Origin of the sequence: Streptomyces mayonensis, assembly GCF_018982965.1 — a bacterium.
In the GTDB taxonomy this organism is placed as follows: Bacteria; Actinomycetota; Actinomycetes; order Streptomycetales; family Streptomycetaceae; genus Streptomyces; species Streptomyces mayonensis.
Genome location: NZ_JACBYP010000013.1, coordinates 86,749 through 113,047 on the forward strand (window position 1 = coordinate 86,749; position 26,299 = coordinate 113,047).

Sequence of the window (26,299 nt, forward strand, 5' to 3'; positions counted from 1 at the left end):
TATGTCTCTCCCGTTCGTCTCTTCCCCGGGGGCCACTCGAACATCCGCCCGTCACCGGATAGCCTCCGGCCATGGCGAGAGGTCAGGCGAACGGGCAGGCGAACCGGCACGCGGACGGCCGGTCAGGCGGTCCCGCGAACGGCCAGTGGTACCCGCCGGAGTGGCCGGACCGCATCCGCGCGCTGGCGGCCGGGACCCTCACCCCCGTCACGCCCAGGCGCGCGGCCACCGTCATGCTCCTGAAGGACACCGCCACGGGCACCCGTACCGCACCCGCCGTCCACATGCTGCGGCGCCGCACCTCGATGGCGTTCGCCGGAGGCGCGTACGCCTATCCCGGCGGCGGCGTCGACCCGCGCGACGACGACCGCGACATCGGCTGGGCGGGCCCCACGCGCGCGTGGTGGGCGGACCGGCTCGGTGTCGACGAGGCCGGCGCCCAGGCCATCGTCTGCGCGGCCGTACGGGAGACCTTCGAGGAGGCCGGAGTGCTCCTCGCCGGGCCGACCGGTGACACGGTGGCCGGCGACACGACCGGTGCCGACTGGGAGGCGGACCGCGCCGCCCTGGTCGCCCGCGAGCTGTCGTTCGCCGAGTTCCTGGACCGCCGGGGCCTCGTCCTGCGCTCCGACCTGCTGGGTGCCTGGGCCCGCTGGATCACCCCGGAGTTCGAGGCACGGCGCTACGACACGTGGTTCTTCGTGGCCGTCCTCCCCGCGGGGCAGCGCACCCGCAACGCCTCCACGGAGGCCGACCGCACGGTGTGGATCGCGCCGGCGGAGGCGGCGGCCGGGTACGACCGGGGCGAGCTGCTGATGATGCCGCCGACCGTGGCCACCCTGCGCAGCCTCGCGGCGTGCCGTACGGCGGCCGAGGCGCTGGCGGCGGCGCCGGGACGGGACCTGACGCCCGTGCTGGCACGGGCCAGTCTCTCCGGCGACGAGGTCGTCCTCTCCTGGCCGGGGCACGACGAGTTCACCAAGCACGTCCCGAACACGGCACCGGAACCGGCGATGCCGGAGACCCCGGCGACGCCTGCAGCCCCGTCCGGCTCCCCTGTCGCGCCGGATGCGGGCTCCGGTCCTGACACGGCCTCCGGTCCTGACACGGGCTCCGGTACCGGCCCCCGGTCCGTTCCGGGGGCCGACACCCGTCCCGATCGCCCCGACGGCCTCGATCGTCCCGATCGCCGTCCCGACTCCGACCCGACCGGGAGCACCTCCGCATGACGGACGCAGCAGCACTGCCCGGCCGGCCGAGGGGCGGCGTGCTCTCGGGGCCCGCCACCGCGCGCGCGGTGAACGTTCTCGCTCCGAACGCCTCGCCGATGACCCTGGACGGCACGAACACCTGGATCCTCGCCGAACCCGACTCCGACCTGGCCGTCGTCGTCGACCCGGGCCCGCTGGACGACACGCACCTGCGGCGTGTCGTCGACGCGGCCGAACGGGCGGGCAAGCGTGTCGCGCTGACCCTCCTGACGCACGGCCACCCGGACCACGCGGAGGGCGCCGCACGCTTCGCCGAGCTGACGCGCACGAAGGTACGGGCTCTGGACCCGGCGCTGCGGCTGGGGGACGAGGGGTTGGCCGCCGGTGACGTGATCGGGGTCGGCGGCCTGGAGCTGAGGGTCGTACCGACGCCCGGGCACACGGCCGACTCCCTGTGCTTCCACCTGCCCGCCGACGGGGCGGTCCTGACGGGAGACACCGTCCTGGGGCGCGGCACGACGGTGGTGGCCCACCCGGACGGCCGCCTCGGCGACTACCTGGACTCGCTGCGCAGGCTGAGGTCGCTCACGGCCGACGACGGCGTGCACACGGTGCTTCCGGGCCACGGGCCCGTCCTGGAAGACGCGCAGGGTGTCGTGGAGTACTACCTCGCTCACCGCGCCCACCGCCTGGCCCAGGTGGAGACGGCGGTGGAGGACGGCCACCGGACGCCCGAGGAGGTCGTCGCCCACGTGTACGCGGACGTCGACCGCTCCCTGTGGCCCGCGGCGGAACTCTCGGTGCGGGCGCAGCTGGAGTACCTGGGCGAGCACGGGCTCATCCAGCAGCCCGACTGACGGCTGACCGCCCGGCGGGCCTTGCCGACGGCGTGACGGCTCGACGGCGTGACGGCTCGACGGCGTGACGGCTCGACGGCCTGAGGGCTCGACGGCGTGACGGCTCGACGGGGTCCGTCAGCGGGAGCGCTTGGCCAGCCGCTCGACGTCCAGCAGGATCACCGCGCGGGCCTCCAGGCGGAGCCAGCCTCGCTGGGCGAAGTCCGCCAGCGCCTTGTTGACCGTCTCGCGGGACGCGCCGACCAACTGGGCCAGCTCCTCCTGCGTCAGGTCGTGCACGACGTGGATGCCCTCCTCGGACTGCACGCCGAAGCGGCGCGAGAGGTCAAGCAGGGCGCGGGCGACACGCCCGGGGACGTCCGAGAAGACCAGGTCCGACATGGCGTCGTTGGTCTTGCGCAGGCGGCGGGCGACGGCACGCAGCAGGGCGGTGGCCACCTCGGGGCGGACGTTCAGCCAGGGCTGGAGGTCGCCGTGGCCGAGGGCGAGGAGCTTGACCTCGGTCAGCGCCGTGCCGGTGGCGGTGCGCGGGCCCGGGTCGAAGAGCGACAGCTCGCCGATCAGCTCGCTGGGGCCGACGACGGCCAGCATGTTCTCGCGCCCGTCGGGGGACGTGCGGTGGAGCTTGACCTTGCCTTCCGTGACCACGTAGAGGCGGTCTCCGGGGTCCCCCTCGTGGAACAGGGTGTCGCCGCGGGCGAGGGTCACCTCACTCATGGAGGCGCGGAGCTCCGCGGATTGCTCGTCGTCGAGCGCCGCGAAGAGCGGGTTGCGCCGCAGAACGTCGTCCACGAGTTCTCTCCTTGTCGACCGGCTCAGAGGATCTTGTTCCCCCGGTGTACCAGGGGTCCGTGGTGCCCATTTTGCCGGACAGTCCAAACAGTGTGATCTGTCACAAGGATGCCGCACTGGTGTCCCGGGTTACGCGGCAGGGGTCCAATTGGACGCCGATCTTCGCGGTCCGGGGCGGATGTCGGTGCCGGGCCGTAGGCTGGCCGGGTGTCCAAATCGCCGGTGAGAGCACAGGCCCAGGGGGCCGTGCGAGTGACTGTACGCCGCGATTCCGCTGTGGGCGAACAGGGCCCCGATGGCGGTAGGGAACCGGCGAAAGCGACAAAGCGGTCGACACCTGCCAAGAGGGTGACCGCGGAGAAGGAAGCCGTGACGAAGAAGGCCACGACCACTGCCGGGAAAGCCGAGAGGGCCGGGAAAGCCGAGAAGGCCGAGAGGGCCGAGAAGGCGGCGCCCGCCAAGAAGGCCACCCCCACAAAGAAGACCGCCCCCGCCAAGAAGCGCGCCCCCGCGAAGAAGGCCGCGAGTGCAGGGACGGCCGCCGCGAAGACTCAGGGCAAGGCCGCCGGGAGGGCTGCGGGGAAGGCCGCGCCCCTCAAGAAGCAGGTTCCCGCCAAGAAGCCCGCCGTCGCGCCGAAGAAGGCGGCCGCGGCCGTCAAGGGCGTCGCCCCGGCGAAGACGGTGGCTGCGCGGCCGCCGCGCGGCGAGTCCCGCACCGCCCTGGTCCGCCGCGCCCGACGGATCAACCGCGAACTCGCCGAGGTCTACCCGTACGCCCACCCGGAGCTGGACTTCGAGAACCCGTTCCAGCTGGTCGTGGCGACGGTGCTGTCCGCCCAGACCACCGACCTGCGCGTCAACCAGACGACGCCGGCCCTCTTCGCCAAGTACCCCACCCCGGAGGACCTGGCCGCCGCCAACCCGGAGGAGGTCGAGGAGATCCTCCGCCCGACCGGCTTCTTCCGGGCGAAGACCAAGTCCGTCATAGGGCTGTCCAAGGCCTTGGCGGAGGACTTCGGCGGCGAGGTCCCCGGCCGCCTCGAAGACCTCGTGAAGCTGCCCGGAGTCGGCCGCAAGACCGCCTTCGTGGTGCTCGGCAACGCGTTCGGCCGTCCCGGCATCACCGTGGACACGCACTTCCAGCGCCTGGTGCGCCGCTGGCGGTGGACCGAGGCGACCGACCCGGACAAGATCGAGGCCGCCGTGGGCGCGCTCTTCCCGAAGAGCGACTGGACGGACCTCTCCCACCACGTGATCTGGCACGGCCGCCGTATCTGCCACGCCCGCAAGCCGGCCTGCGGTGCCTGCCCCGTCGCCCCGCTCTGCCCCGCCTACGGGGAGGGGGAGACGGACCCGGAGAAGGCGAAGAAGCTGCTGAAGTACGAGAAAGGCGGCTTCCCCGGCCAGCGGCTGAATCCGCCGCGGTCCTATCTGGAGGCGGGCGGCAAACCGGCGCCGCCGCTGGGGGCCGGGTGACGGAACGATCTCGGGGGGCTCGGGCGTTGGAGTCGGCAGGACGGGGGTGCGGATGACAGGGGCGAGCGGCACGCGGGGTGCGGTGCTCAGCAAGGAGGGCCTGCCCGGCTGGCTGGACCCGGTGGTGCGGGCGGTCGAGACGGTGCGGCCCACCCAGCTCAGCCGCTTCCTGCCACCGGCGGACGGCGCCGGTCGCCAGTCCGCCGTCCTGATCCTCTTCGGCGACGGCACACGCGGGGACCTCGGTGCCGGCGGCGCCGGCACTCCCGGGGGCTTCGGCGACGGTGCCCGCCGGGACCTCGGCGACGGTGCCCGCCGGGACTTCGGCGACGGCGTGGGCCGGGGCCGGGAGGAGCCGGGCCGCGGCCCGGAGCTGCTGCTGATGGAGCGCGCCGGTTCCCTGCGCTCCCATCCCGGCCAGCCGGCCTTCCCGGGCGGTGCCCTCGACCCCGAGGACGGCGACCCGTGCGGTGACGGGCCCCTGCGGGCGGCACTGCGCGAGGCCGAGGAGGAGACCGGCCTCGACCCGGCCGGCGTGCAGCTCTTCGGGGTCCTGCCCAAGCTCTACATCCCGGTCAGCGGCTTCGTCGTCACCCCGGTGCTGGCCTGGTGGCGCGAGCCCAGCCCGGTCGGTGTCGTCGATCCGGCCGAGACCGCGCGGGTCTTCACGGTCCCCGTGGCGGATCTCACGGACCCGGCCAACAGGGTGACCACCATCCACCCCAGCGGCCACCGGGGCCCGGCATTTCTGGTCGAATCGGCGCTCGTGTGGGGCTTCACGGCCGGCATCATCGACCGGCTGCTGCACTTCGCGGGCTGGGAGCAGCCCTGGGACCGGGAGAAGCAGGTCCCGCTGGACTGGCGCGCATGACAGGCTGGCCTGCGTACCGAAGACGACAAGACGAGGCCTGAATCAGTGAACGTGCTGGACATCCTGTTGCTGCTGGCCGCCGTCTGGTTCGCGATCGTCGGGTTCCGGCAGGGCTTCGTCGTCGGCATCCTGTCGGTGATCGGCTTCCTCGGCGGGGGCCTCGTCGCCGTCTACCTGCTGCCGGTCGTCTGGGACGCGCTGACGGACAACGCCGAGGTGAGCACGACCGCCGCCGTGGTCGCGGTCGTCATCGTCATCGTGTGCGCCTCCGTCGGCCAGGCCCTGACGACCCATCTGGGCAACAAGCTGCGCCGTCACATCACCTGGTCCCCGGCCCGCGCCCTGGACGCCACCGGCGGCGCCCTGGTCAACGTCCTTGCCATGCTCCTGGTCGCCTGGCTGCTGGGCACCGCCCTCGCGCGCACCACGATGCCCACGGTCGGCAAGGAGGTGCGGCAGTCCACGGTGCTCGCGGGCGTGCAGGAGGTGCTGCCGGCGGGGGCCGACACCTGGTTCGAGAGCTTCACCTCGGTCCTCGCGGAGGACGGCCTCCCGCAGGTCTTCAACCCGTTCACCGACGAGTCGAGCCCCGAGGTGCCCGCGCCCGACCCGGCGCTGGCGAGCAGTCAGGTGGCCGTCACCGCCAAGCGTTCCATCGTCAAGGTCATGGGCACCGCCCCCGACTGCGGCAAGGTCCTGGAGGGCACCGGCTTCGTCTTCGACGACCGCCGCGTCATGACCAACGCCCACGTGGTGGGCGGCGTCGACGAGCCCACGGTCCAGATAGGCGGCGAGGGCCCGAAGTACGACGCGACGGTCGTCCTCTACGACTGGCAGCGCGACATCGCCGTACTGGACGTACCGGAACTCGACGCTCCCGCGCTGCGGTTCGCGGACGACGACGCGAGCCGCAACGACGGCGCGATCGTCGCGGGGTTCCCGGAGAACGGGGCGTACGACGTCCGCGCGGCGCGTGTACGCGGGCGCATCACGGCCAACGGCCCGGACATCTACCACCGCGACTCCGTCCGCCGCGACGTCTACTCGCTGTACGCGACCGTCCGTCAGGGCAACTCCGGCGGGCCTCTGCTGACGCCCCAGGGAGAGGTCTACGGCGTGGTCTTCGCCAAGTCTCTGGACGACCCGGAGACGGGGTACGCGCTCACCGCGGACGAGATCCGCGAGGACATCGGCAAGGGCCGCACCGCCAGCCAGCAGGTGGACAGCGACAGCTGCGCCCTTTAGACGGACGGCGGCGGCCGCATACGTGCCGGACGCGCCAGGCCGCCACGGTGCATGCCTGGCGCGGGAGATCGCCACGGTGCCTGCCTGGCGCGGGAGATCGCCACGGTGCCTGCCTGGCGCGGCAGGTCACCACGGTGCCTGCCGGGCGCGGCGGCCGTGGTGCCTTGGCCGCCGCGGCGGGGCGGTAGCGGCGGTGGGCGCGGTGGGTGTCAGGTCCGTGGATGGCGCAGACGTACGGAGACCCAGCGGGCCCGGCGGCGCAGGATGTGTGGAATACCCACCCGCAGATCCGCACCCGCCAGTTGCGGGGTGCCGCCTCGTCGGTGGGTGCTGCTCACGCCGCTCGTGGAGCGGCCGTCGCGTGCTACGTCACTGTAGTCGTGCGTCCAGCCCATACCCGGACGTGTGCCCCCGCCCCAAGGTCGATAACCGCTCTCCGGGCCCCCAATTGGCGTATGCGCGGGGCAAGTGGCCGTTGACAGGACAAGCGTTCCGGTTCGGATACCGGATGCGCCCGTTCGGTCACCGGACGACACCGAACGTCACCGGACGACACCGGACGCCATGAACGTCACCGAACCATCACCTGTCGGGCTCGGGGTCCTTCAGCCAGTTGATCAGTTCCGTCGAGAAGGCGACCGGGTCCTCTTCGTGCGGGAAGTGCCCGAGGCCGTCGAACAGCCGCCAGCGGTACGGCGCTTCGACGTACTGCCCGGACCCGGCCGCGCTGCGCGTACGCATCACGGGGTCCAGGGAGCCGTGCAGGTGCAGGGTCGGCACACGGACCGGGCGCTTCATACGACGGTAGAACTGGATGCCGTCCGGGCGTGCCAGCGACCGCACCAGCCAGCGGTACGGCTCGACGGAGCAGTGCGCTGTGGAGGGGATGCACATGGCGCGGCGGTACGCCGACACCGCCTCGTCGTCCAGCAGCTTCGGCCCGGCCCAGTCGTGGAGCAGCCGGCCGACCAGCGCGCCGTCGTCCGCGGTCAGTTGACGCTCCGGGACCCACGGCCGCTGGAAGCCCCAGATGTAGGAGCCCGCCCGGCTCTGGCGCACGTCGCCGAGCATGGCCGAACGCCAGCGCCGGGGATGCGGCATGGAGGAGACCGCCAGCCGCCGCACGAGCTTGGGCCGCATCGCTGCGGCCGTCCAGGCCAGGTAGCCGCCGAGGTCGTGGCCCACCAGCGCGGCGTCCGGCTCGCCGAGCGAGCGGACCACGCCGGTGATGTCGAGCGCGAGACCGGCCGGGTCGTAACCGCGCGGGGTGCGGTCGCTGCCGCCCACGCCGCGCAGGTCCATCGCGACCGCGCGGAAACCCGCGTCGGCGAGTGCCGCCAGCTGGTGCCGCCAGGTCCACCAGTACTGCGGGAATCCGTGCAGCAGCAGCACCAGCGGCCCGTCGCCCAGCTCGGCGATGTGGAAACGGGCGCCGTTGGCCGCGACGTCCCGGTGGATCACCTCGCGCCCGCCGGGGACGTCCAGGCGCACGACCGACGTGGGGTGCTGCGCCGGGGAGGAATGCCCCGAGGGGGAGGAGGATTGGCCCGAAGGGGTGGTGGAGCCCGTCATGAGGACGAGCGTGCCACAGCCTCGATGGCTTCGGGGGACCGGTCCGCCGGCAGTTCCGGACGCGGGTGCGGCTTGGCGTTCTGCAGGACGCCCGCCGACTCCTTCACCGATGCGGCGACCTTCTGCGGGCCGCGCCCCTTCTTGGCCTTCTTCATGAAGACCACGCCGATCAGCGCCAGGAGGCCGGCGACGAGGACGTTGGCGGCGAAGGACAGCAGGAAGCAGACCGCGAGGTTCCAGCCGCTCCAGGTCTCGATGCCGTAGGCCAGGGCGAAGCTCAGCATCGGCAGCGAGAAGAGCAGGACCAGGCCCGCGGCGGACAGTGCGCCGCCGCTCGTCGCCCCGCGCTTGACGTCCTTCCGCAACTGGGCCTTGGCCAGTGCGATCTCGTCGTGCACGAGCGCCGACATTTCGGTGGTCGCCGAGGCGAACAGCTGGCCGATGCTGCGTTCGGTGCCGACCGGGCTGCCGTCGGGTGCGCTCATCGCGGTCTCCCTCTTCTGCTGGCTCATCTGCGTACGGTTCCGTGGCGTCGCGTAGTCCCCGGTCCGGCCGGTTCCGGTCCGGTCCGGGTTCGGTCCGAGTGCGAACGGTCCCGTCTTTTGTACCGTCTCGTCAGATCATGCCGGACCGCCGCCCTCCTCGCCTGCCCCGCCCGTCACTTCGGCAAGCCGTGCGGACTTCATCTCCTCGGCGATCCGGCGGTGCTCGGCGGCCTTCTTCTCGTAGACGGCGGCCATGCGCAGGTGGTACTCGGGATCGTCCTCCTCGTAGATGTCCGGGATACCGCTGAGGTCGTCGTCGCGCTCCTCCTCCGCGACCATCCCCCGGTACTTCGCGTTCCGTACCTTCAGCAGCACCGTCGCCAGCGCCGCCGCGATGAGGGAGCCGGTCAGGACGGCGGCCTTGACCTGGTCCGTCATCGCCCCCTCGCCCTCGAAGGCCAGCTCGCCGATGAGCAGCGAGACGGTGAACCCGATGCCGGCCAGGGTCGCCACCGCGAACACGTCGGCCCACTGGAGGTCGTCGCTGAGCGAGGCGCGGGTGAAGCGCGCGGTCAGCCAGGTGCCGCCGAAGATGCCCAGCGTCTTGCCGACGACGAGACCGAGCACCACGCCGAGCGTCTCCGGCTTGGTGAACACATCGGCCAGCGCCCCGCCGGAGACGGCCACTCCGGCGCTGAACAGCGCGAACAGCGGCACGGCCAGCCCCGCCGACAGCGGGCGCACGAGGTGCTCGATGTGCTCACCGGGGGAGTGCTCCTCGCCCTCGCGGACGTGGCAGCGCAGCATCAGGCCCATCGCGACACCGGCGATGGTGGCGTGGATGCCGCTGTTGTACATCAGCCCCCAGATCACGAGGCCGAGCGGGACGTACACGTACCAGCCCCGCACCCCGGCCCGGAGCAGCAGCCAGAAGACCACCAGGCCGGCGACCGCGCCGCCGAGCGCGGCGAAGTTGAGGCCGTCCGTGAAGAAGACTGCGATGATCAGGATGGCGAACAGGTCGTCGACGACGGCGAGCGTCAGCAGGAAGGCGCGCAGCGCGCTCGGCAGCGACGTGCCGATGACGGCGAGCACGGCGAGCGCGAAGGCGATGTCGGTGGCGGTGGGCACGGCCCAGCCGGCCAGGGAGCCTCCGCCGGCGGTGTTGGTGACGGTGTAGACGAGCGCCGGTACGGCCATGCCGCACAGCGCGGCCACCACCGGCAGCGCGGCGGCCCTGGGGTCCTTGAGGTCACCGGCGACCAGTTCGCGCTTCAGCTCGATGCCGGCGACGAAGAAGAAGACCGCGAGGAGGCCGTCGGCGGCCCAGTGCGCGACCGAGAGGTCCAGTCCGAGGAACCCGGGGCCGAAGTGGAAGTGGCTGACGCTCTCGTAGCTGTCCTGCAGCGCCGGTATGTTCGCCCAGAGCAGGGCCGCGATCGCGGCGGCGAGCAGCAGGACGCCGCCGACGGTTTCTGTGCGCAGCGCGTCCGCGAGGTAGGTCCGCTCCGGGAGGGACAGCCGGCCGAGGGCCTTGCGGGGGGTGCGGGGCGCGGTCACGAGGGGAACCTCCGGTCTCTGGGCAGCACGGAACACGTGCCGACCAGACTTCCCGGCGCACCATGAGGGTCCTGACGAATCTCCTACGTCCTGCCAGCTTACCCGGGCCCTGGGTGTCACACAGGGCGAGGGCACCCGGCTGTCACACAGGGCGAGGGCACCCGGCGCGTGCGCGACGCCGGGTGCCCTCGATGTGGCGGTGGCTGCGGTGGCTGCCTGGGCAGTCCTCGCCGTAGCCGGCTCAGTCCTCGCTGGGGGCCGCCGGGAGCTTCGACTGGATGAGGTCCATGACCGTCGAGTCCGTCAGGGTCGTGACGTCCCCGAGCTGGCGGTTCTCCGCCACGTCGCGCAGCAGGCGCCGCATGATCTTGCCGGAGCGGGTCTTCGGCAGCTCCGCCACCGGCAGGATCCGCTGGGGCTTGGCGATCGGGCCGAGCGTGGCACCGACGTGGTTGCGCAGCTCGGCGACCAGGTCCTCGCTCTCGGCGGCCGTACCGCGCAGGATCACGAAGGCCACGATGGCCTGCCCGGTCGTCTCGTCCGCCGCACCGACCACGGCGGCCTCGGCGACCGACGGGTGGGAGACGAGGGCCGACTCGACCTCGGTGGTGGAGATGTTGTGGCCGGAGACGAGCATCACGTCGTCGACCCGGCCCAGCAGCCAGATGTCGCCGTCGTCGTCCTTCTTCGCGCCGTCGCCGGCGAAGTACTTGCCCTCGAACCGCGACCAGTACGTGTCGATGAACCGCTGGTCGTCGCCCCAGATGGTGCGCAGCATGGACGGCCACGGCTCGGTGAGGACCAGGTAGCCGCCCCCGCCGTTCGGCACCTCGTTCGCCTCGTCGTCGACGACGGTGGCGGCGATGCCGGGCAGCGGGCGCTGGGCGGAGCCCGGCTTCGCGTCGGTCACGCCCGGCAGCGGGGAGATCATCATCGCGCCGGTCTCGGTCTGCCACCAGGTGTCCACGACCGGGGTGGCGTCGGCGCCGATCGTCTTCCGGTACCAGATCCAGGCCTCCGGGTTGATCGGTTCACCGACCGAGCCGAGGACCCGCAGGGAGGACAGGTCGAACTTCGCGGGGATGTCGTCGCCCCACTTCATGAACGTCCGGATCGCGGTGGGCGCGGTGTAGAGGGTCGTCACGCCGTACTTCTGCACGATCTCCCAGAACCGGCCCTGGTGCGGGGTGTCCGGGGTGCCCTCGTACATGACCTGCGTCGCGCCGTTGGCGAGCGGGCCGTAGACGATGTAGGAGTGCCCGGTGACCCAGCCGACGTCGGCGGTGCACCAGTAGACGTCCGTCTCCGGCTTGAGGTCGAAGACGGCCCAGTGGGTGTACGCCGTCTGCGTGAGGTAGCCGCCGGAGGTGTGCAGGATGCCCTTGGGCTTGCCGGTCGTACCGGACGTGTACAGGATGAACAGCGGGTGCTCCGCGTCGAAGGCCTCCGGCGTGTGCTCGGCGGACTGCCGGTCGACGGTCTCGTGCCACCACTTGTCACGGGAGTCGTCCCAGGCGACCTCCCGGCCGGTGCGGCGGACGACGAGCACGTGCTCGACGATGCCGGCGCGCTCGACGGCCTCGTCGACGGCGGGCTTGAGCGCGGAGGGCTTGCCCCGGCGGTAACCGCCGTCGGAGGTGATGACGACGCGGGCGTCGGCGTCCTGGATGCGGGTGGCGAGCGCGTCGGAGGAGAAGCCGCCGAAGACCACCGAGTGGGCGGCGCCGATCCGGGCGCAGGCCAGCATCGCGATCGCCGTCTCCGGGATCATCGGCATGTAGACGGCGACCCGGTCGCCCTTCTGCACACCCAGCTCCAGCAGGGCGTTGGCGGCCCTGGAGACCTCGTCCTTGAGGGCGGCGTAGGTGAGGGCGCGGCTGTCGCCGGGCTCGCCCTCGAAGTGGATGGCGACACGGTCGCCGTGTCCGGCCTCGACGTGGCGGTCGACGCAGTTGTACGCGACGTTGAGCTTGCCGTCCTGGAACCACTTGGCGAACGGCGGGTTCGACCAGTCGAGCGTCTCGGTCGGCTCCTCGGCCCAGGTCAGCCGCCGGGCCTGCTCGGCCCAGAAACCGAGCCGGTCGGCCTTGGCCTGTTCGTACGCCTCCGCCGTGACGTTGGCGTTCGCGGCCAGGTCGGCGGGGGGTGCGAACCTGCGTTCTTCCTTGAGCAGGTTGGCCAAGGATTCGTTGCTCACGACATCTCCCTTTCTCAGGGTTGTCCGTTGTGTCCCAGGCCACAGCTCATCAGACCCGGGGGGTCGGTGACAAGGGTCGACGGGCAACTGGTTTAGACCTGTCGCGGTTCCTTTCTGCGGCCCCGTCACCCGTACCCACGGACGTGAGGCGCGCCCAGTTCATGCTCTGTAACGCCTGTCACACACTCGGATCTCGCGTCTGTCCGACACGCCGGTGCGCGGCATCGGACAGGCGCCGCGCACCGGTGGCCGCCGGGAGCGGACGGCCGGGTGTGACGTCATGGGGGGGGCTGGGCGTGAGGGGAAGGCCGAGTGTGACGTCATGGGAGGCCGGGCGGGAGGGGAGGGTGGGTGCTCCGGCCCGGCGCCGGTGTCAGGCGGTGAGGTCGGTCTCCAGCACCCGCCGGAACACGGGCTCCCCGTCGTCCCCGGCGAGCAGATACGCCTGGGCCTCGCCGACGTGGAAGTACATGCCGTGCAGCTCCAGCCGGTCGGCCCCGTCCGCGGCCGCCAGTGCCCGGGCCACCGACTCGTGGGCCCGCAGATGCTCCAGCTGCTGGACGACGTTGGCCAGGCAGAGCCGCTCGGCGGTGTCGGCGTGGCCTCGTCCGGCCAGCCGGGGCCCACCGGTACCGTCCTCCGCCCCGGGGACGCGCTCCAGGCTCGGCAGCCCGTGCCGCAGCCAGCGCTTGAGCGGGGTCTGCACACCGCCGGGCTCGGCGCTGAGCAGGGCCTGCATGGCTCCGCAGCCGGAGTGCCCGCACACGGTGATGGACCGCACCTTCAGCACGTCCACCGCGTACTCGATGGCGGCGGCCACGGAGTCGTCGCCGCTCTCCTCGCCGGGCAGCGGCACGAAGTTGCCCACATTGCGCACGACGAAGAGGTCGCCGGGGCCGCTGGAGGTGATCATCGACGTGACCACGCGGGAGTCGGCGCAGGTCAGGAAGAGCTGGGAGGGTTGCTGCCCCTCCCGTGCCAGCCGGGCCAGCTCGCCGCGCACGTGCGGGGCGGTGTTGCGCTGGAAGGCGCTGATGCCGCGCGCCAGATCGGTGGGGCTGGTCCCGGAGGTCCCTGCGGCCCCGGGGGAGCCGCCGGTGCTGCTGGTGGCTCCGGCCCCGGTGCCGTCGGCCCGGTGCGGCGAGTCGGTGTCGGGCGGGGGCGCGGCCGATGGGCGTGCGCACTGGTGGTTGCGCCAGGCCGTCCAGGGGCGGCAGCGGCAGCCGTCGCCCTCGGCCGGCTCGGAGATACGGGTGCCGGGGCGGCGACCGGTGATGTCGACGGATCCGCCCTGCGCGGTGTGTGTCTTCTGCCAGTCCTGCAGCGTCTCGTACGCCGCGTGGTCCATGAACGACCCGTCCAATTCCACGACCGCGTCCGCCCCGTGCGGCACCTGGTGCAGGACGCGGCTGAGCCGTGGCACGGCGAGGAAGGTCAACTGGCCGCGCACGTGCACGTGGTGGACGCCGTCGGTCTCGTCGTGGGTGATCCGGGTCCGGGTCAGGCGGTGCAGGGCGACGCCGACGGCGACCGCGATGCCGAGGGCCACGCCCTCCAGGACGCCGAAGAAGACCACACCGCCGGTGGTGACGGCGTAGACCAGCACCTCGCGGTGGCGGGTCACCGTACGGATGTGGTTCAGCGAGACCATCTTGAGGCCGACGGCCATGACCAGGGCGGCGAGTGAGGCGAGCGGGATCAGCTCCAGGGCTGGGACCAGGAGCAGGGCGGCGACGACGACCAGACCGCCGTGCAGCATCGTGGAGTTGCGGCTGACGGCGCCGGCCGCCACGTTGGCCGAACTGCGCACGGCCACTCCGGCGATGGGCAGCCCGCCGAGCGATCCGGAGACGATGTTGGCGGCGCCCTGCCCGAGCAGTTCGCGGTCGAGGTCGGAGCGCTGGACGCGGCCGGTCAGGCCGGGACGGGCGGCGACCAGCTTGTCCACGGCGACGGCGCCCAGCAGGGACTGCACGCTGCACACCAGCGTGGTGGTGAGGACGGCGGCCACCAGGCCGAGCACGGGCCCGTCGGGCAGTGCTGCCAGGGCGTGGCTGCTCCACGAGGGCAGGTCCACCTTGGGCAGGCGCAGCCCCGCGAAGGCGGCGAGGGCGGTGGCGGCGGCGACGGCGATCAGCGCGGCGGGCAGTTTGCCCAGCAGTCTCCCGACCCGGCCCGGCACGCGCGGCCAGAGCGTCAGCAGGGTCAGGGTCAGCACGCTCACCGCGACGTCGGCGGGGTGCAGGTTCGCCAGCTGGGCGGGGAGGGCGACCAGGTTGTCCGGCACCGCACTCTGCGGGGTGCCGCCGAGGACGATGTGCAGCTGGGCGACGGCGATGGTGACACCGATGCCGGCGAGCATGCCGTGCACGATGGCGGGGCTGACGGCAAGCGCGGAGCGCGCCACGCGCAGGCAGCCCAGGCCGAGTTGGGCGAGCCCGGCGAGAACGGTGATGGCGCAGGTCGTACGCCATCCGTACTGCTGGATGAGGTCGGCGGTGACCACGGTGAGTCCGGCGGCCGGGCCGCTGACCTGGAGCGGGCAGCCGCCGATCCACCCGGCGACGATCCCGCCCACCGCGGCTGCGACGAGACCGGCCTGGAGGGGCGCTCCGGTGGCGAGGGCGATGCCCAGGGAGAGGGGGAGGGCGATCAGGAAGACCGCGATCGAGGCGGACACGTCGGCGCCCGCGATACGGAAGCGCCGGGGGCCACCGGGCGGCGGACTGTGGGGTGGGTGGACGTGCTTGGTCCGGGCCGAATCGGCGCGGGCGGGGACGCAGGCTGACATGGGTCCGTCTCCTAGAACTCTGATTGCGCTCGGAACTCTGGTTGCGCTCGGTGATCAGAGATTGCTCTCAGTAAATAGAGAGTAATTCAGAGTAAAGAAGAGGCATAGACTTTTCGCGCGAATGGAGTAACGCTCCGCGTGTTCGGGTGAACGAAGCATTTCATCGGCTTGTCGTACTAATTCCTTCTTCTTTTCGTGTCACTTTGACGGCGCTGACGGCACGTTCCGGCTCAGCACCCGACATCGCCACGTCGGCGTTTGGCCCGAGAGAAGGAAGAAGGTGGGCGGACATGGCCGCCACCCGCACAACGACCCCCCGCAGGACGGCCGCGCGCGCCGTGGTCGCCGTGGTCTGCGCCGCGTCGCTCGCCGGTTGTGCGACCGACAGCGGCACGGGCACCGGCGAAGGGACGCACGGCCCGCAGAAAGAGAAGGGGGAAGCGGCGCCGGCACCCAAGAACGCGGTCCGGCTGATCGGTGACGGTTCCACCGCGTACACCGGGGCCCAGCCGCACCTGCCCCGGGCCGAGCGGCTCAAGCCCGGCGAGAAGCCTCCGCAGTTCGTGGTGTTCTCGTGGGACGGCGCGGGAGAGGACAGTCAGAAACTGTTCTCCCACTTCCGCGAAGTGGCCAAGGAGAACAACGCCACGATGACGTACTTCCTCAGCGGCGTGTACATGCTGCCGAAGGAGAAGCGGGACCTGTACAAACCGCCCCAGCACTCTCCGGGACGCTCCGACATCGGCTTCAACGACGAGCAGGGCATCACCGACACCGTCAAACAGCTGCGCCAGGCGTGGCTGGAGGGCAACGAGATCGGCACCCACTTCAACGGCCACTTCTGCGGTGCCGGCGGCGGTGTGGGCGAGTGGTCCGTCGAGGAGTGGAAGGAGGAGATCAGCCAGGCCAAGCAGTTCGTGAAGACCTGGAAGACCAACACCGGGCTGAAGAACGCGGCACCCCTGCCCTTCGACTACGACAAGGAGCTGATCGGAGCCCGCACCCCGTGCCTCGAAGGCCAGAAGAACTTCGTCAAGGCCGCGAGCGAGATGGGCTTCCGCTACGACAGCAGCGGCGTGAACAACCAGGTCTGGCCCTCGAAGAAGGAGGGCATGTGGGACCTGTCCATGCAGCTCGTGCCGTTCCCCGGGCACTCCTACGAGCAGCTCACCATGGACTACAACTACATGGTCAACCAGTCCGGCACCGCCACCCAGGGGGACCCCGGCAAGCGGGAGTTCTGGGGCGACCAGATGCGTGACAGTCTGCTGAAGGGCTTCCAGCGGGCCTACGACGGCAACCGCGCGCCCCTGATCATCGGCAACCACTTCGAGTCGTGGAACGGCGGCACCTACATGCGCGCCGTCGAGGAGGTCGTCGAGACGGTCTGCAACAAGAAGGAGGTGCGCTGCGTCTCCTTCCGGCAACTCGCCGACTGGCTGGACGCCCAGGACCCGAAGGTCCTGAAGCAACTGCGCACGCTCGGCGTCGGCGAGGCCCCCGAGAAGGGCTGGAACTCCTTCCTGTCGGCCGCACCCGCCCCCGCGCCCAAGGGAGTGCCCGGGGCGCCGGCCGACAAGAAGTAGGGCCGGCCGTTCCAAAGAGGGGATCAGGGTGACCCCCTGGTGACCCCGGAGAGGTCTCAGGGGAAGCCAAGGTGGCCCCGGGACCGGTCACGCAGGGGCGGCGGCCTCCTCACCGAGGACAAAACCGGGGTCGACCTGCGCCGCCAGGTCGGCCCCGGTGCGCTCGTTGCCCCAGCTCTGGGCGTTCTTGAGGTGGAAGTGGACCATCTGCCGCGTGTAGCGCCGCCAGTCCCGCAGCGCGTAGGTCCCGTCGACGGCCGTGTGCAGGATGCGCAGCGCGCGGGCGTTGACGTCCTCCAGGAGCTCGAACCGGGACGGGCGCCCCTTCTCCATGGCGCGCACCCAGTCCGAGTGCCCGACGGTGACCAGCAGGTCCTCACCGACCTGCTCGTGCAGGAAGTCGAGGTCGTCCTGGCCCTGGACCTTGTTGCCGACGACCTTCAGTGCGACGCCGAAGTCGCGGGCGTACTCCTTGTACTGGCGGTAGACCGAGACTCCCTTCCTGGTCGGCTCGGCCACGAGGACGGTGAGGTCGAAGCGGGTGAACATGCCCGAGGCGAACGAGTCCGACCCCGCGGTCATGTCCACCACGACGTACTCGTCGGGTCCGTCCACCAGGTGGTTGAGGCACAGCTCCACCGCGCCCGTCTTGGAGTGGTAGCAGGCGACGCCCAGGTCGGCGTCGGTGAAGGGGCCGGTGACCATCAAACGGACGGTCCCGCCGTCGAGTTCCACCGGGCGTGCGCAGGCGGCGTAGATGGGATTGTCCTCGCACACCCGCAGCAGGCGCGAGCCCTCGCCGGGCGGGGTCGTCTTGATCATCGTCTGGGCGGAGGGAACACGCGGGTTGGTGCCGCGCAGATGGTCCTTGATCAGCCCGAGGTGCTCACCCAGCGCGGGCAGCCCGGCCGCCTCCGCCTCGTCGAGCCCCAGTGCGGCGCCCAGGTGCTGGTTGATGTCGGCGTCGATGGCGACGACGGGCGCGCCGGTGGCGGCGAGATGGCGGACGAACAGGGAGGACAGGGTGGTCTTGCCGCTGCCGCCCTTCCCGACGAAAGCAATTTTCATGTTCACCAAGCGTAGTGTCGTGGTAGCTGTAGGTGGCAGCGGAGTCCGGTGATACGTGAAGAAGACCACTCAATCGTGGGGCGCGCCGCCCGGGTGCGTAGGGTCTTACTCATGAGTACGACAGGCGCGACCGCCGATCCGCTCGCGGCCCTGGGCGCCCTGCCCGGCGTGGCCGAGTCCGTGGAGTCCGTACGCAAGGCCGTGGACCGGGTCTACGGCCACCGGATCATGCGGCGCCGCAGCAACGAGATCACCTCCGAGGCGGCGCTGCGCGGTGCCCGGGGGTCGGCGGCGCTGTCCGGGGCGGACTGGGCCCTGGAGGAGGTGCGCCGGCGCACCGACTTCAGCGGCGACGACGAGGCCCGCGCGGTGGGCGCCGCGCTGCGGCTGACGGCCGAGGCGGGGCAACTGCTGTCCGTGTGGCGGCAGTCGCCGCTGCGGGTGCTGGCCCGGCTGCATCTCGTGGCGGCCGCCGACAAGGCCGACGAGGTGGGACGGCCCCGCCAGGCGGGCGAGCCGGTCGACGAACCGCTCCTCGCGCTGCCCCTGCCCGAGGCCGCGGAGGCGCACGGCCGGCTGGACGGTCTGGCCGCGCTGCTCATGGCGGGCGGTTCCGCGCCGGCGCTGGTGACGGCCGCCGTCGTGCACGGCGAGCTCCTGGCGCTGCGCCCCTTCACCTCCCACAACGGCCTGGTCGCGCGCGCGGCGGAGCGCATCGTCCTGGTCGGCAGCGGTCTGGACCCCAAGTCGGTCTGCCCGGCCGAGGTCGGCTACGCCGAACTGGGCCCGGCCGCCTACCTCGAGGCACTCGACGGCTACGCCTCCGGAACCCCGGAGGGCATGGCGGCCTGGATCGCCCACTGCGGCAGCGCGGTGACACTCGGCGCCCGCGAGTCCACGGCGGTCTGCGAGGCGCTCCAGCGCGGGGCGGCGTAGCGGGGCGGCGCAGGCGAACAGCACGCGCGCGGGGCCCCGGACACGCGTCAGGACGACAGAGGTGCGGCGGTACGAGCACTCGTACCGCCGCTGGCATGTCCACCGGGTTACCAGGCGTCCTCGGTATGTCGCCCATCAGGTCGGGAACTTCGCCCGTCACCTGGTGCGGCTGGCCCGTAATCGACGGGTCGACGTCGCGTGGGTGCCCGGTGTCCATGCTCGGTCCGTGGGGCCAAATGCGTGTTAAAGGTGATCCTTTCGGATGTCCTCGGTCTCGCGGGCCGTTGTCTCCTTTGTACTCCTGGCCCGGGGCAAGCGGAAGTGCCGACCGCAGTTCTTTGCTTTCGCACTCGTACGCGGGTGGTGAGGCAGGGGCGATGAGGCTCGGGCGTGGGGAAGGCGCAGGTGCACGCGGTGCCGTGTGTGCAGACGGCCGGTCGGGGCCGGTTCAGGCCGCCGTGGCCGACCGCCGCCGGCTCGCGTACCAGACGAGGCCGGCGGTGGCCGCCGCCGCACCGACCGCGGCGGCGGCGACCAGTGCCGGGCGCGGTGGTACGGAGAGTCCGCGGATCCGCCGCTTGAGCCGTACCGGCCGGTGGAAGTCGAGAATCGGCCACTCGCGCGCGAGAGCCTCCCGGCGCAGCGCCCGGTCCGGGTTCACCGCGTGGGGGTGGCCGACCGCCTCCAGCATGGGCAGGTCGGTCGCCGAGTCGCTGTAGGCGTAGCAGCGTGAGAGGTCGTACCCCTCGGACGCGGCCAGCTCCCGGACGGCTTCCGCTTTCGTCGGGCCGTACGCGTAGTACTCCACCTCCCCGGTGAAACACCCGTCGTCGCCCACGATCATGCGGGTCGCGACCACCCGGTCCGCCCCCAGCAGCTCGCCGATCGGCTCGACGACCTCGGCGCCCGACGTGGAGACGATCACGACGTCGCGGCCCGCCGTGTGGTGCTCCTCGATCAGGGAGGCGGCCTCGTCGTAGATGATCGGGTCGATGAGGTCGTGCAGCGTCTCGGCGACCAGTTCCTTGACCAGTTGGACGTTCCAGCCGCGGCACAGCGCGGACAGGTACTCGCGCATCCGCTCCATCTGGTCGTGGTCGGCCCCACCGGCGAGGAAGACGAACTGGGCATATGCGGTACGCAACACAGCCCTGCGGTTGATCAGTCCGCCTTGGTAGAACGACTTGCTGAACGTGAGCGTGCTCGACTTCGCAATGACCGTCTTGTCCAGGTCGAAGAAGGCCGCTGTGCGAGGCATGGAGTGGGGCACGGAGTGGTGCAAGGAGCGGTTTTCCACGCCCCCGAGCATAGGCGCAGCCCATTCGGCGTAAGGTGTGGCGCGTGGGTTTGCCTGAGAGGGCTCTCGGGTACACCATGGAAGTCACGGATCGTTCGCGACCGTGCTAACCCGGTCCGACTCCTCCCCCCCCGAGTCGGCCGTGGAGACGACCCCCGCTCTCCCCCCCGGCGGGGGTCGTCGCATGTCCGGGTGGGTTTTCTGGTTCCGGTCGTGATCAGGTTCCGTGCCGTGCCGGTGCGGGACCGGCGGGCTGTCGCCGCGCCATCTGTCGCACAGAGTAGTCAAATTGTCGCTCTCGGCCTGCGGTGAAAACCGGCCCGTGGGCCCCCAGAAGCCGCCCCGAAGCCGCCCCGGGAGTCGCCCCGGAGCCGCCCCGGAGTCCCACTGAAGGCTGACCTGAGACCGTTCTGGCGCTGTTCTGTCCACTGCTTTGCGGGCCGCTCCGCGGACAGTTCCGCGAGCGTCGTACACAGGCATGGAACGGGGTGGACGTGAGTCACCGGTATGGGTGACGGCGATTTTCACAACCACCAAAGTGTCCACAGTTTTGGACCAAGATCCACACGATTTCCCGGACCGCTGCACCGTGATTCCCATGCGCCCGGGCCGCGCCGAGTCGACGGCCGGATCTGTTCGCCGGGCGCGCGTTGTCGGCACGGCCGCGAACCCGCGGCGAAACGGCCGCGAACCTCCGGCGAAACGGCCGCGGATTCGCGGCGAACGGGGAAGTGAAGCATGTCCGAAACCATCACCCACGATCCGCCGGCCGCCCCCGGAGGGCACCAGAGCGGACCTCTGATCATCACGGAGGACACCGAACTCCTCGACGACTTGTTGCGCCTGTGCGCAGCCGCAGGCGCAACACCGGAGGTGCACCACTCCGTGCCCGGGGCGATCGGGCACCGGGCCGGGGCGACCGGGCCTCCCGCCCCTCGTCTCCCGGCGACGTCCGCGCCGCGGGGCGGCTGGGACGCCGCGCCGCTCGTCCTCGTCGGAGACGACGCCGCGCGCCGCCTGCGGGGCGGCGCCCTGAGGAGACGAGGAGTGGTCCTCGTGGGCCGCGACCAGGACGACTCCGGCATCTGGCAGCGCGCCGTCGAGATCGGCGCCGACCACGTACTGATGCTCCCCGACGGCGAGCAGTGGCTGGTCGACCGCATCGCCGACGTCACCGAGGGTGTGGGCCGCCCGGCTCTCACCGTGGGTGTCATCGGCGGCCGGGGCGGGGCCGGAGCCTCCACCCTGGCGTGCGCGCTGGCCGTCACCTCCGCACGGGAGGGGATGCGCAGCCTGCTGGTCGACGCGGATCCGCTGGGCGGCGGTCTCGACGTGCTCCTGGGCGGCGAGACCGCCGACGGACTCAGGTGGCCGGCGTTCGCCGCCTCCCGCGGGCGGGTCGGCGGCGGCGCCCTGGAGGAGTCGCTGCCCGAGCTCCATTCGCTGCGCGTGCTCAGCTGGGACCGGAGCGACTGCGTCGCCGTGCCGCCACCTGCCGTCCGCGCGGTGCTCGCGGCAGCCCGGCGCAGGGGCGGCACGGTCGTGGTCGACCTGCCGCGCCGGATCGACGACGGAGTGGCCGAGGTACTCGCACAACTCGACGTCGGTCTCCTGGTCGTCCCCGCCGAACTGCGGGCCGTCGCGGCGGCGGGCCGGGTGGCCACGGCGGTCGGCATGGTCCTGCGCGACCTCCGAGCAGTGGTGCGGGGACCCTACGCCTCAGGGCTCGACGACCGGGAAGTGGCCGGGCTGCTCGGGTTGCCCCTGGCCGGTGAGGTGCCGGTCGAGTCCGGGCTTCTGCGCGCCACGGAGAACAGGCGTCCGCCGGGCACGTCGGCGCGCGGTCCGTTGGCGCGCTTCTGCCGGGAGTTCTGGGATCGGGCGCTGGTCGAGACGGACAGGACGGTGTGAGGCGATGCGGGTGACGATGCCCGACGCGGGTGCGCACGGCCGCACGGTGGCAGGGGCAAGGGCGGCAGGGGCAAGGACAGGGGTCGGGACGACGGCAGGGGCCGGGCCTCGCGCTGGAGCAGGTGCCGGGGCGTGGCGCGGGCCGGTGGACGGGTCGGCGGGCGTGGCGGGCCGGGCGAGGGCAGAGAGCCTGGGCGTCGGAGACCCGGAGGCGGCGGCGCCCCATGCCCCCGAGACCGGGACGGTGCCCCGGTGGGCCTTTCGGGCGGAGCGGCGAGAGGCCGCCCCGGCGACCGCCGCCGCCCGGCTGCCTTTGCCCACGTCTGCAGGAGAACACCCGGCACCGGCTCCGGGGCTGCTCGACGGCGTACGGCGGTGGCTCGCCGCGAGCGGTGCGGAGCCGACGCCCGCGCGGGTGGCGCAGGCCCTGCGTGAGCAGGGTCGGGTGCTCGGCGACGCCGAGATCCTGGGCGCCGCCGAACAGCTCAGGTCGGAACTGGTCGGCAGCGGGCCACTGGAGCCGCTGCTCGCCGACGAGTCGGTGACCGATGTGCTGGTGTCCGCGCCAAACCGGGTCTGGGTCGACCGGGGCGGCGGTCTCGAGCTCGCGCCGGTCTCCTTTCCGGACGCCGGCGCGGTACGGAGACTCGCACAGCGCCTGGCCACCGTCGCCGGACGTCGGCTCGACGACGCCCGGCCGTGGGTGGACGCCAGGCTGCCCGACGGCACCCGGCTGCACGCCGTACTGCCACCCGTCGCCGTCGGCTGTGCCTGCCTGTCGCTCCGGGTGGTCCGGCCCCGGGCGTTCACGCTGGAGGAGCTCACGGCGGCGGGCACGGTGCCGCCCGGCGGTGACCGGGTGCTGCGGGCGCTGTTGCGGGCCCGGCTGTCGTTCGTGGTCAGTGGGGGCACCGGCAGCGGCAAGACGACGCTGCTCAGCGCCTTGCTCGGGCTCGTCGGACCGGACGAGCGCATCGTGCTGGCCGAGGACTCGGCGGAGCTGCGGCCGGACCACCCGCACGTCGTCCGTCTGGAATCAAGACCCGCCAACCAGGAGGGCGCGGGCCTGGTCACCCTCGAGGACCTGGTGCGGCAGGCACTGCGGATGCGGCCGGACCGGCTGGTCGTGGGCGAGGTCCGCGGACCCGAGGTCGTCAACCTGCTCGCCGCTCTGAACACCGGCCACGAGGGCGGGTGCGGCACGGTGCACGCCAACGCCGCCGCCGACGTCCCGGCCCGACTCGAGGCGCTCGGCACGGCCGCCGGACTGGATCGTGCGGCCCTGCACAGCCAGCTCGCCGCGGCCCTCTCGGTCGTCCTCCACCTGGTCCGCGACCGTGCCGGACGACGCCGGATCGCCGAGGTGCACGTACTGGAGCGGGATCCGGCGGGGCTGGTTCGGACCGTGCCGGCGCTGCGGTGGGGCACGGAGTCCTTCGTGGCCGAGCACGGCTGGGAGCGCCTGCGGGAGCTGCTGCGCGGCGGGGAGTTCGCGGAGCGGTCCGTCGGCGGAGAGGCGGAGAGGTGACGGGGACTTCGTGGATCGGTGAGCTGTCGACGGGCGTGGCCCTGGCGTGCGTCGGGTCGGCCGCATGGCTGGCGGGCGGTTGGCACTCCGCGGTGCGAAGGGCGCGGGCTGTACTCGCCGAGCGGGGTACCGGCGGTGCGGGGCCCGGGGACGGGACCCGGCCGCCCGTGGAACGCCGGGTGACGGACGCCCTGCGGCGCGTCCGGAGCGGGCTGCGTCCGGAGTGGTGGTCGCCGGCCGCCGGACTCGCCCTGGCGCTGCTGGGGAGCTCGGTGCTGCCGGCCCTCGCGGGGGCGGCCGGAGTGCCGGTGCTGCGGCGGACGCGGCTGGCCGCGCGGGAGAGACGGGCACGGGAACACCGGCAGGACGCGGTGATCGGGCTCTGCGGGGCCCTCGCCGGGGAGGTCCGGGCAGGGCGACAGCCCGGCGAGGCGTTGCTGTGCGCCGCGCGGGACTCCGGCGGGCTCGGGGACGCGCAGGCCGCGGTCCTGGCGGCGGCCCGCTTCGGCGGGGACGTCCCCGGGGCGCTCGCCGCGGCTGCGCGGCAACCGGGGGCCGAGGGGCTGGGAGGCCTCGGCGCCTGCTGGCGGGTGGCAGTCGACCAGGGTGCGGGACTGGCCGCCGGACTCGACCGGCTGGAGGCCGCGCTCCGGGCCGAACGCGACCAGCGCTCCGACCTGCGGGCCCAGCTGTCGGGCGCCCGGGCCACGGCGCTGATGCTGGCCTGCCTGCCGGTCCTCGGTCTGCTGCTGGGGGTCGCCCTCGGGTCCGACCCGCTGCATGTGCTGCTGCACACCGGAGCCGGGCTGGGCTGTCTGCTGGCAGGCGGGGTCCTGGAGGGGCTGGGCGTCTGGTGGGTGACACGGATCGTCCGTGGAGCGGAGGCGGCGTCATGACCGGTGAGGTTGTCCACAGGCTGGGGGCAGTACTGGGGACGGTGCTCGCCGCCGTGTGGCTGGCGCGGATCCTGGGAGTCGCCCGACGGGAGCGTGCGATGCGCGGACGGCTCACCGGGCTGCTGGCGCCCGCACCGGCCCGTCAGCCCCCTCGGCGCGCACAGAACGCGCAGAACGCACAGAGGTGTGCCGTCGTCCGTCAGTGGCTGCCGCTGCTGGGCCCGGTGGGTGTCGGGTGGGCCGTGATCGGAGGGGTCCCGGGCTTCGTGCTGGGGCTGGTGGGCGCGGCCGTGCTGTGGCGGTGGCGGTTCCGACGTGGCGGCGCCGGTGTGCCGGCCGACCGGGCCGACGCCGCCAAGGCCGCTCGGCAGCTGCCCCTCGCGGCCGATCTGCTGGCGGCCTGCATCGCGGCGGGCGCGAGCCCGGTGGTCGCGGCGCGGGCGGTGGGTGAGGCCCTGGACGGTCCGGTCGGGGAGGCGCTGGGCCGTGGCGCCGCGGAGGTGCGGCTCGGGGGAGAGCCGGACGGCGCGTGGAGCGGGCTGGCCGCGATCCCGGGTGCGGGTCCGCTGGCGCGGTTGCTGGAGCGGGCCGATGTGTCGGGCCTGCCCGCAGCCGGCCCGGCCGCCCGACTCGCCGCCCAGGCCCGTGCCGACTGGGCCCGCGCGACGACGGTCCGGGCCCGCCGGGCGGCCGTGATGGTCACGGCGCCGGTGGGTCTGTGCTTCCTGCCCGCGTTCATCGCGGTGGGCGTACTGCCGGTGGTCATCGGGCTGGCCGCCGGAGCACTGGGAGACGGGGGAGGCGGCGGCTGACAGGACGGAACGCAGCGGCACACAGGCGCGGCCAACGAGTGACCGCCGAGGACGAGCGGAGAGCAGGCAGCACATGAGCAGGCAGCAGATGAGCAGGCGGCAGATGAGCAGGCAGACAGCGGGCATGCCGGCAACGAGCAGGTCGTCGACGACCATGCCGGCAACGAGCAAGCGAGCGCAACGGGCAAGCGAGCAAGCGGGTAACCGGGGCGGCGGACAAAACCGAGCCGGCGGACAACCGCGCGGACAACACCGAGCCGGCGGACAACCGAGTCGGCGTGCAGTCGAACCGGCAGGCAGTCGAGCAGTGGCACGGGATCTCACGGGGGTTGCGATGAATCAGGTGGTACGGGCCCGGCTGCGTGCCCTGGCGTGCGGCGCTTGGACGGCCCTGCGGCGGCAGGCGGTGCAGCGGGACGCGGGAATGGTTACTTCCGAGTACGCGATGGGAATCGTCGCGGCGGTGGCGTTCGCCGTGGTCCTGTACAAGGTCGTGACGAGCGGTGCGGTCAGCGCGGAGCTGCAGGGCATCGTCAAGCGGGCCCTCGATGCGGGGATGTGAGCGGGCGGCGGGGCCGCAGCCGAGAACGGCGGGCGCAGGGGCGATCCGCCCGGCACGCGCCGGCCGCTGTCGCCCGGACCGGGGCTTCGTGACGGCGGAGACAGCGGTGGTGCTGCCGGTGTTGGTGGCGTTCGCGATGGCGCTGGTGTGGGGGCTGCTCGTGATGGCCGCTCAGATCCAGTGCGTGGACGCCGCGCGGACGGGTGCCCGGGCGGCGGCGCGCCAGGACCCGGACGACGCGGTCCTGGCCGTGGCTCGCGAGGCGGCGCCGGGCGGGGCCCGGGTCACGGTCGGCCGGGAGGCTGAACTGGTGCGTGTGGTCGTGGTGGCCGAGCCACCGCTGCTGCACGGGCTGCCCTTCGAGGTACGGGCCGAGGCCGTGGCCTCGGCGGAGCAGGCCGTGGGGACGGACCAGCCGGTGGGCGCGGCGGTGGGAGCGGCACAGGCGGTGGGAGCGGAGAAGTCGGTGGGAGCGGCACAAGTGGCGGGAGCGGACTCGTGAGGGGGCGTGCTGACTGCGGCCGGTCAGCCGAACGGAGCAACGGCGGTCGCCTCAGTTCCGCCCCGGGCCCCGCGCCCGTCTCTGGCCCCGCTCCCGCCCTTGGAGGCCCCGCATCCGCCCCTGGCCCCGGGCCCGCCCCTGGCC

Annotated in this window: 21 protein-coding genes and 1 pseudogene; 13 read left to right on the forward strand and 9 right to left on the reverse strand. The window is 72.6% G+C overall.

Features of this window, described 5'->3' with window-relative positions; translation table 11 throughout:
* Window positions 1-71 precede the first annotated feature (71 nt).
* Together HZS56_RS07665 and HZS56_RS07670 are read left to right on the forward strand one after the other, a co-directional pair.
* Window positions 72-1,013: pseudogene (locus tag HZS56_RS07665) on the forward strand (NUDIX hydrolase); the annotation flags it as partial.
* 212 nt (window positions 1,014-1,225) lie between these two features.
* The gene (locus HZS56_RS07670) at window positions 1,226-2,068 is read left to right on the forward strand and encodes an MBL fold metallo-hydrolase (RefSeq protein WP_216719923.1); all 843 of its coding nucleotides are present in this window, start codon (window positions 1,226-1,228) and stop codon (window positions 2,066-2,068) included.
* Between the two features lie 117 nt (window positions 2,069-2,185).
* On the opposite strand, the gene HZS56_RS07675 is transcribed toward HZS56_RS07670, so the two are convergent.
* Window positions 2,186-2,860 (reverse strand): Crp/Fnr family transcriptional regulator, encoded by a 675-nt coding sequence (locus HZS56_RS07675; RefSeq protein ID WP_003975365.1) that lies wholly within the window; start codon window positions 2,858-2,860, stop codon window positions 2,186-2,188.
* A 369-nt stretch (window positions 2,861-3,229) separates the two neighbouring features.
* On the opposite strand from HZS56_RS07675, the gene nth reads away from it, so the two are divergent.
* Genes nth through HZS56_RS07690 form a run of 3 tightly spaced genes read left to right on the forward strand, consistent with a single transcriptional unit; the run spans window position 3,230 to window position 6,452 of the window.
* Window positions 3,230-4,336: an endonuclease III gene (gene nth / locus HZS56_RS38050; RefSeq protein WP_308408018.1), complete on the forward strand. Its 1,107-nt coding sequence runs from the start codon at window positions 3,230-3,232 to the stop codon at window positions 4,334-4,336.
* A gap of 52 nt (window positions 4,337-4,388) precedes the next feature.
* The gene (locus HZS56_RS07685; RefSeq protein ID WP_216719925.1) at window positions 4,389-5,207 is read left to right on the forward strand and encodes an NUDIX hydrolase; all 819 of its coding nucleotides are present in this window, start codon (window positions 4,389-4,391) and stop codon (window positions 5,205-5,207) included.
* A 45-nt stretch (window positions 5,208-5,252) separates the two neighbouring features.
* Window positions 5,253-6,452, forward strand: coding sequence for a MarP family serine protease (locus tag HZS56_RS07690; RefSeq protein ID WP_216719926.1), 1,200 nt, complete (start codon window positions 5,253-5,255; stop codon window positions 6,450-6,452).
* A gap of 209 nt (window positions 6,453-6,661) precedes the next feature.
* Here HZS56_RS07690 and HZS56_RS38055 read toward each other — a convergent pair whose 3' ends face one another.
* The 6 genes from HZS56_RS38055 to HZS56_RS07715 all read right to left on the reverse strand — a co-directional run bounded on the left by HZS56_RS38055 (window position 6,662) and on the right by HZS56_RS07715 (window position 15,057).
* On the reverse strand, window positions 6,662-6,847 hold the full coding sequence (locus tag HZS56_RS38055) for a hypothetical protein (RefSeq protein WP_253913882.1): 186 nt from the start codon (window positions 6,845-6,847) through the stop codon (window positions 6,662-6,664).
* Between the two features lie 187 nt (window positions 6,848-7,034).
* On the reverse strand, window positions 7,035-8,024 hold the full coding sequence (locus HZS56_RS07695; protein WP_216719927.1) for an alpha/beta fold hydrolase: 990 nt from the start codon (window positions 8,022-8,024) through the stop codon (window positions 7,035-7,037).
* Window positions 8,021-8,509: a phage holin family protein gene (locus HZS56_RS07700; protein WP_216719948.1), complete on the reverse strand. Its 489-nt coding sequence runs from the start codon at window positions 8,507-8,509 to the stop codon at window positions 8,021-8,023. Before HZS56_RS07700 ends, HZS56_RS07695 begins: the two co-directional genes overlap by 4 nt.
* Before the next feature lie 135 nt (window positions 8,510-8,644).
* Window positions 8,645-10,069: a Na+/H+ antiporter NhaA gene (gene nhaA / locus HZS56_RS07705; protein ID WP_216719928.1), complete on the reverse strand. Its 1,425-nt coding sequence runs from the start codon at window positions 10,067-10,069 to the stop codon at window positions 8,645-8,647.
* Window positions 10,070-10,310: 241 nt separating this feature from the next.
* A complete protein-coding gene (acs, locus tag HZS56_RS07710) occupies window positions 10,311-12,266 on the reverse strand; it encodes an acetate--CoA ligase (RefSeq protein ID WP_216719929.1) in 1,956 nt (651 codons plus the stop codon).
* A gap of 373 nt (window positions 12,267-12,639) precedes the next feature.
* On the reverse strand, window positions 12,640-15,057 hold the full coding sequence (locus tag HZS56_RS07715) for a bifunctional SulP family inorganic anion transporter/carbonic anhydrase (protein ID WP_216719930.1): 2,418 nt from the start codon (window positions 15,055-15,057) through the stop codon (window positions 12,640-12,642).
* 290 nt (window positions 15,058-15,347) lie between these two features.
* Between HZS56_RS07715 and HZS56_RS07720 the strand changes: the two genes are divergently transcribed.
* A complete protein-coding gene (locus HZS56_RS07720) occupies window positions 15,348-16,643 on the forward strand; it encodes a polysaccharide deacetylase family protein (RefSeq protein WP_216719931.1) in 1,296 nt (431 codons plus the stop codon).
* Between the two features lie 87 nt (window positions 16,644-16,730).
* Here the strand turns inward: HZS56_RS07720 and HZS56_RS07725 are convergent, their stop codons facing one another.
* The gene (locus tag HZS56_RS07725; RefSeq protein WP_216719932.1) at window positions 16,731-17,711 is read right to left on the reverse strand and encodes an ATP-binding protein; all 981 of its coding nucleotides are present in this window, start codon (window positions 17,709-17,711) and stop codon (window positions 16,731-16,733) included.
* 111 nt (window positions 17,712-17,822) lie between these two features.
* Here HZS56_RS07725 and HZS56_RS07730 point away from each other — a divergent pair, with 111 nt between their 5' ends.
* Window positions 17,823-18,647, forward strand: coding sequence for a Fic family protein (locus HZS56_RS07730; protein WP_216719933.1), 825 nt, complete (start codon window positions 17,823-17,825; stop codon window positions 18,645-18,647).
* Between the two features lie 448 nt (window positions 18,648-19,095).
* Here the strand turns inward: HZS56_RS07730 and HZS56_RS07735 are convergent, their stop codons facing one another.
* Window positions 19,096-19,956 (reverse strand): HAD family hydrolase, encoded by an 861-nt coding sequence (locus HZS56_RS07735; protein ID WP_216719934.1) that lies wholly within the window; start codon window positions 19,954-19,956, stop codon window positions 19,096-19,098.
* Window positions 19,957-20,682: 726 nt separating this feature from the next.
* On the opposite strand from HZS56_RS07735, the gene ssd reads away from it, so the two are divergent.
* The 6 genes from ssd (at window position 20,683) to HZS56_RS07765 (ending at window position 26,155) form a co-directional block, all read left to right on the forward strand.
* The gene (ssd, locus tag HZS56_RS07740; RefSeq protein ID WP_216719935.1) at window positions 20,683-21,855 is read left to right on the forward strand and encodes a septum site-determining protein Ssd; all 1,173 of its coding nucleotides are present in this window, start codon (window positions 20,683-20,685) and stop codon (window positions 21,853-21,855) included.
* A 313-nt stretch (window positions 21,856-22,168) separates the two neighbouring features.
* Window positions 22,169-23,383, forward strand: coding sequence for a TadA family conjugal transfer-associated ATPase (locus HZS56_RS07745; protein ID WP_253913883.1), 1,215 nt, complete (start codon window positions 22,169-22,171; stop codon window positions 23,381-23,383).
* A complete protein-coding gene (locus HZS56_RS07750) occupies window positions 23,380-24,279 on the forward strand; it encodes a type II secretion system F family protein (protein WP_216719936.1) in 900 nt (299 codons plus the stop codon). The genes HZS56_RS07745 and HZS56_RS07750 overlap by 4 nt, the downstream gene beginning before the upstream one ends.
* On the forward strand, window positions 24,276-25,091 hold the full coding sequence (locus HZS56_RS07755; RefSeq protein WP_216719937.1) for a type II secretion system F family protein: 816 nt from the start codon (window positions 24,276-24,278) through the stop codon (window positions 25,089-25,091). Before HZS56_RS07750 ends, HZS56_RS07755 begins: the two co-directional genes overlap by 4 nt.
* Before the next feature lie 334 nt (window positions 25,092-25,425).
* On the forward strand, window positions 25,426-25,653 hold the full coding sequence (locus tag HZS56_RS07760; protein ID WP_216719938.1) for a DUF4244 domain-containing protein: 228 nt from the start codon (window positions 25,426-25,428) through the stop codon (window positions 25,651-25,653).
* Between the two features lie 88 nt (window positions 25,654-25,741).
* On the forward strand, window positions 25,742-26,155 hold the full coding sequence (locus HZS56_RS07765; RefSeq protein WP_374201100.1) for a TadE family type IV pilus minor pilin: 414 nt from the start codon (window positions 25,742-25,744) through the stop codon (window positions 26,153-26,155).
* Window positions 26,156-26,299: the final 144 nt, after the last annotated feature.

What these genes read in the sequence shown, in the direction of transcription:
- HZS56_RS07720 (WP_216719931.1), top strand. Translation starts at nt 15,348, where the DNA reads ATGGCCGCCACCCGCACAACGACCCCCCGCAGGACGGCCGCGCGCGCC.
- HZS56_RS07715 (WP_216719930.1), bottom strand. Translation starts at nt 15,057, where the DNA reads ATGTCAGCCTGCGTCCCCGCCCGCGCCGATTCGGCCCGGACCAAGCAC.
- HZS56_RS07755 (WP_216719937.1), top strand. Translation starts at nt 24,276, where the DNA reads ATGACCGGTGAGGTTGTCCACAGGCTGGGGGCAGTACTGGGGACGGTG.
- HZS56_RS07760 (WP_216719938.1), top strand. Translation starts at nt 25,426, where the DNA reads ATGAATCAGGTGGTACGGGCCCGGCTGCGTGCCCTGGCGTGCGGCGCT.
- HZS56_RS07670 (WP_216719923.1), top strand. Translation starts at nt 1,226, where the DNA reads ATGACGGACGCAGCAGCACTGCCCGGCCGGCCGAGGGGCGGCGTGCTC.
- HZS56_RS38055 (WP_253913882.1), bottom strand. Translation starts at nt 6,847, where the DNA reads ATGGGCTGGACGCACGACTACAGTGACGTAGCACGCGACGGCCGCTCC.
- HZS56_RS07700 (WP_216719948.1), bottom strand. Translation starts at nt 8,509, where the DNA reads ATGAGCGCACCCGACGGCAGCCCGGTCGGCACCGAACGCAGCATCGGC.
- HZS56_RS07725 (WP_216719932.1), bottom strand. Translation starts at nt 17,711, where the DNA reads ATGAAAATTGCTTTCGTCGGGAAGGGCGGCAGCGGCAAGACCACCCTG.
- HZS56_RS07695 (WP_216719927.1), bottom strand. Translation starts at nt 8,024, where the DNA reads ATGACGGGCTCCACCACCCCTTCGGGCCAATCCTCCTCCCCCTCGGGG.
- HZS56_RS07735 (WP_216719934.1), bottom strand. Translation starts at nt 19,956, where the DNA reads ATGCTCGGGGGCGTGGAAAACCGCTCCTTGCACCACTCCGTGCCCCAC.
- ssd (WP_216719935.1), top strand. Translation starts at nt 20,683, where the DNA reads ATGTCCGAAACCATCACCCACGATCCGCCGGCCGCCCCCGGAGGGCAC.
- HZS56_RS07685 (WP_216719925.1), top strand. Translation starts at nt 4,389, where the DNA reads ATGACAGGGGCGAGCGGCACGCGGGGTGCGGTGCTCAGCAAGGAGGGC.
- HZS56_RS07730 (WP_216719933.1), top strand. Translation starts at nt 17,823, where the DNA reads ATGAGTACGACAGGCGCGACCGCCGATCCGCTCGCGGCCCTGGGCGCC.